This window comes from Chryseobacterium lacus (genome assembly GCF_003336205.1).
Classification (GTDB): Bacteria; Bacteroidota; Bacteroidia; order Flavobacteriales; family Weeksellaceae; genus Chryseobacterium_A; species Chryseobacterium_A lacus.
In genome coordinates, this window is the sequence record NZ_QPIE01000011.1 from 1 (window position 1) to 5,343 (window position 5,343).

Here is a 5,343-nt window from a genome sequence, read left to right on the forward strand (position 1 = left end):
CAAATTGGTGAGCTTTAAAAAAACTGGCGGCGACCTACTCTCCCGCGTTAGCAGTACCATCGGCGCTAGAGGGCTTAACTTCTGTGTTCGGAATGGGAACAGGTGAGCCCCTCTGCTAAAACCACCATAAAAAGGTATTAATATAGATTCAAGACGCAAAAGTCAAAATTTTTCATTTTGGTTCTTGGTTGATTATCTTGTTTCTATTTTATCGATAAAAACGTTCACAAAGAAAAAACCTTCTCACACTTTCGAGTGCCGGAAAAATAGGCTATAAATCTACGGGTAATTAGTATTACTCGGCTATGCTGTTGCCAGCTTTACACCTATAACCTATCAACGTGGTCATCTCCCACGACCCTTAAAAGATGTCTCATCTTGAGGCTGGTTTCGCACTTATATGCTTTCAGTGCTTATCCTAACCAAACGTAGCTACTCAGCGGTGCACCTGGCGGTACAACTGATACACCAGAGGTTTGTTCAAATCGGTCCTCTCGTACTAAATTCAAGCCCTCTCAAACATCTAACGCCCGCAATAGATAGAGACCGAACTGTCTCACGACGTTCTGAACCCAGCTCGCGTGCCACTTTAATGGGCGAACAGCCCAACCCTTGGGACCTTCTCCAGCCCCAGGATGTGACGAGCCGACATCGAGGTGCCGAACCTCCCCGTCGATGTGAGCTCTTGGGGGAGACTAGCCTGTTATCCCCGGAGTACCTTTTATCCTATGAGCGATGGCCCTTCCATGCGGAACCACCGGATCACTATGTCCTGCTTTCGCACCTGATCGACTTGTAGGTCTCACAGTCAAGCACCCTTATGCCATTACACTCTACGCACGGTTACCAAGCGTGCTGAGGGTACCTTTGAAAGCCTCCGTTACTCTTTTGGAGGCGACCACCCCAGTCAAACTACCCACCACGCAATGTCTCTCGTCTGAGACGAGATTAGGCTCCAAGTAAGGAAAGGGTGGTATTTCAACGTTGACTCCACCGATACTGGCGTACCGGCTTCAAAGTCTCCCACCTATCCTACACATTGCTTACTCAGAGTCAATACGAAGTTATAGTAAAGGTTCACAGGGTCTTTTCGTCCCATTGCGGGTAATCGGCATCTTCACCGATACTACAATTTCACCGAGCTCGTGGCTGAGACAGTGCCCAGATCGTTACACCATTCGTGCAGGTCGGAACTTACCCGACAAGGAATTTCGCTACCTTAGGACCGTTATAGTTACGGCCGCCGTTTACTGGGGCTTCAGTCAATTGCTTCGCATTGCTGCTAACAACCTTCTTTAACCTTCCAGCACCGGGCAGGTGTCAGACCCTATACAGCATCTTTCGATTTAGCAGAGTCCTGTGTTTTTGATAAACAGTCGCCTGGGCCTCTTTACTGAGGCCCCCGTTATTGCTAACGGGGGCGTCCCTTCTTCCGAAGTTACGAGACTATTTTGCCTAGTTCCTTAGCCACGACTCACTCGAGCACCTTAGGATTCTCTCCTCGACTACCTGTGTCGGTTTTGGTACGGGTTGCTTCACTTCGGCTTTTCTTGGAATCTATTTCCCTGCAGCAGCTTCGCCCGAAGGCTAGGCCTTGACTATTCCGTCAGTCTCCAGCAAGTACGTAAATCCGTCCCCTTTTTAGTGTGAGCAAGTTAGGGAATATTAACCCTATGTCCATCCACTTCCCCTTTCGGGTACGCGTTAGGCCCCGACTAACCCTCAGCTGATTAGCATGGCTGAGGAAACCTTAGTCTTTCGGTGAGGGGGTTTCTCGCCCCCTTTATCGTTACTTATGCCTACATTTTCTTTTCTATCCGCTCCACAATACCTCACGATACTGCTTCGGCGCAAATAGAATGCTCCCCTACCAGATATAATAAATTATAAATCCATAGCTTCGGTAATATGCTTATGCCCGATTATTATCCATGCCGGACCGCTCGACTAGTGAGCTGTTACGCACTCTTTAAATGAATGGCTGCTTCCAAGCCAACATCCTAGCTGTCAATGCAGTCCAACCGCGTTGTTTCAACTTAGCATATATTTGGGGACCTTAGCTGTTGGTCCGGGTTCTTTCCCTCTCGGACATGGACCTTAGCACCCATGCCCTCACTGCTGCGCAACATTTATTAGCATTCGGAGTTTGTCAGGAATTGGTAGGCGATGAAACCCCCGCATCCAATCAGTAGCTCTACCTCTAATAAACTAACGCAACGCTGCACCTAAATGCATTTCGGGGAGTACGAGCTATCTCCCAGTTTGATTGGCCTTTCACCCCTACCCACAGGTCATCCGAAGACTTTTCAACGTCAACCGGTTCGGTCCTCCACTTTGTGTTACCAAAGCTTCAACCTGCCCATGGGTAGATCACAAGGTTTCGCGTCTAATCCTACTAACTATGCGCCCTATTCAGACTCGCTTTCGCTTCGGCTCCGGACCTTAAGTCCTTAACCTCGCTAGTAAAATTAACTCGTAGGCTCATTATGCAAAAGGCACGCCGTCACCCCGATAAATCGGAGCTCCGACCGCTTGTAGGCGTACGGTTTCAGGTTCTCTTTCACCCTTCTATTCGAAGTGCTTTTCACCTTTCCTTCACAGTACTTGTTCACTATCGGTCTTTCAGGAGTATTTAGCCTTGGAGGATGGTCCCCCCATATTCAGACAGGATTTCACGTGTCCCGCCCTACTCATTTATCACTTAAATATGCCTTTCATGTACGGGGCTATCACCCTCTATGGCTACACTTTCCAGTGTATTCTATTAAACATATAAAAGCTTTTGGGCTAATCCGCGTTCGCTCGCCACTACTTACGGAATCTCTTCGATTTCTTTTCCTCCGGGTACTTAGATGTTTCAGTTCTCCGGGTTTGCTTCTCGTCATAAATGACAAGATAATACATCTTCAATGTATTGGGTTGCCCCATTCGGACATCTGCGGATCAACTCGTGTGTGCCAATCCCCGCAGCTTTTCGCAGCTTACCACGTCCTTCTTCGCCTCTGAAAGCCTAGGCATCCGCCATACGCCCTTAACGATTTCTTTCCTATTTTTTTAGTTATCCTAAAGCACTCAAAAGTGCTCGGTTTTTTCTTTGTGATGTCTTTACCGTTAATGTCAATGATCTTATGTCTTATTAGTCCCCTGATGAACAGATATTGTTTTTGGCTCTATCCGTAACTTTTAAATCAGATTCATAATACTGTGGAGAATAAGGGAGTCGAACCCTTGACCTCCTGCGTGCAAGGCAGGCGCTCTAGCCAGCTGAGCTAATTCCCCTCTAGTGGCTTCCGGCTTGAGGCTTCTTGCTTTTGGCTTTTTTGCCATAAGCTATAAGCTAGTTGCCATCCGCTTAAATTAGTAGTCTCGGGCAGGCTCGAACTGCCGACCTCTACATTATCAGTGTAGCGCTCTAACCAGCTGAGCTACGAGACTGTCTTCTTAGACTATTAGATTCAAGATGCTAGATACAAAACTTCTTATGTCTTGATTCTTGGCTCTTGGCTCTTGTATCTCTTCCCTTGTACTAATTTCTAGTGGGTATATTGTTAATAGCAACCAAAGTAAAAAAACCAAAACGATACTTTGAGCAAGGTCAGTACTTTAAGTACTTAATTATTTATTCTCGCTTTTGAAACGAGACTCTAAAATGAGATGTTCCAGCCGCACCTTCCGGTACGGCTACCTTGTTACGACTTAGCCCTAGTTACCAGTTTTACCCTAGGCAGCTCCTTTTACGGTCACCGACTTCAGGTACCCCCAGCTTCCATGGCTTGACGGGCGGTGTGTACAAGGCCCGGGAACGTATTCACCGCGCCATGGCTGATGCGCGATTACTAGCGATTCCAGCTTCATAGAGTCGAGTTGCAGACTCCAATCCGAACTGAGACCGGCTTTCGAGATTCGCATCACATCGCTGTGTAGCTGCCCTCTGTACCGGCCATTGTATTACGTGTGTGGCCCAAGACGTAAGGGCCGTGATGATTTGACGTCATCCCCACCTTCCTCTCTACTTGCGTAGGCAGTCTCACTAGAGTCCTCAACTGAATGGTAGCAACTAGTGACAGGGGTTGCGCTCGTTGCAGGACTTAACCTAACACCTCACGGCACGAGCTGACGACAACCATGCAGCACCTTGAAAATTGCCCGAAGGAGGATCTATTTCTAAATCTGTCAATTCCCATTTAAGTCTTGGTAAGGTTCCTCGCGTATCATCGAATTAAACCACATAATCCACCGCTTGTGCGGGCCCCCGTCAATTCCTTTGAGTTTCAATCTTGCGATCGTACTCCCCAGGTGGCTAACTTATCACTTTCGCTTGGTCTCTGAGCACAAGTGCCCAAAAACGAGTTAGCATCGTTTACGGCGTGGACTACCAGGGTATCTAATCCTGTTCGCTACCCACGCTTTCGTCCATCAGCGTCAGTTAAATCTTAGTGACCTGCCTTCGCAATTGGTGTTCTAAGTAATATCTATGCATTTCACCGCTACACTACTTATTCCAGCCACTTCAAATTTACTCAAGACCAACAGTATCAATGGCAGTTTCACAGTTAAGCTGCGAGATTTCACCACTGACTTATCGGCCCGCCTACGGACCCTTTAAACCCAATAAATCCGGATAACGCTTGCACCCTCCGTATTACCGCGGCTGCTGGCACGGAGTTAGCCGGTGCTTATTCATACAGTACCTTCAGCTCTCCTCACGAGGAGAGGTTTATCCCTGTATAAAAGAAGTTTACAATCCATAGGACCTTAATCCTTCACGCGGGATGGCTGGATCAGGCTTGCACCCATTGTCCAATATTCCTCACTGCTGCCTCCCGTAGGAGTCTGGTCCGTGTCTCAGTACCAGTGTGGGGGATCACCCTCTCAGGCCCCCTAAAGATCGCAGACTTGGTGAGCCGTTACCTCACCAACTATCTAATCTTGCGCGTGCCCATCTCTATCCGCCGGAGCTTTCAATATCAATTGATGCCAATTAATATATTATGGAATATTAATCCCCCTTTCGGAGGGCTATCTCCCAGATAAAGGCAGGTTGCACACGTGTTACGCACCCGTACGCCGCTCTCTCTATTCCGAAGAATAAATACCGCTCGGCTTGCATGTGTTAGGCCTCCCGCTAGCGTTCATCCTGAGCCAGGATCAAACTCTCCATTGTATGTTTGTTTGACTTAGACTCAAAGTTTTTGACTTCGCTTTGGTTTTTTTTCCTTACTTGGTTGTTATTTATATTTCAAAGATCTCTTCTCTTTTCGCTTGTATCAGGATTCTCTTTCTGTCGTTAACCCCGATTTGCGAGTGCAAAAGTATAAACTATTTTTGAACTGACCAAATGTT

General features: G+C 47.4%; 2 tRNA genes and 3 rRNA genes. All 5 read right to left on the reverse strand.

From position 1 onward, the window contains the following. Window positions 1-21 precede the first annotated feature (21 nt). Window positions 22-129: ribosomal RNA gene (rrf, locus tag DQ356_RS10990) — 5S ribosomal RNA — on the reverse strand. A gap of 140 nt (window positions 130-269) precedes the next feature. Continuing rightward, a 23S ribosomal RNA gene (locus DQ356_RS10995) occupies window positions 270-3,045 on the reverse strand. A gap of 160 nt (window positions 3,046-3,205) precedes the next feature. Continuing rightward, window positions 3,206-3,279: transfer RNA gene (locus DQ356_RS11000), tRNA-Ala, on the reverse strand. 82 nt (window positions 3,280-3,361) lie between these two features. Beyond that, window positions 3,362-3,435: transfer RNA gene (locus tag DQ356_RS11005), tRNA-Ile, on the reverse strand. A 212-nt stretch (window positions 3,436-3,647) separates the two neighbouring features. Then, window positions 3,648-5,164: ribosomal RNA gene (locus DQ356_RS11010) — 16S ribosomal RNA — on the reverse strand. Together the 16S, 23S and 5S rRNA genes with 2 tRNA genes alongside form the textbook arrangement of a ribosomal RNA operon. Window positions 5,165-5,343 lie beyond the last annotated feature (179 nt).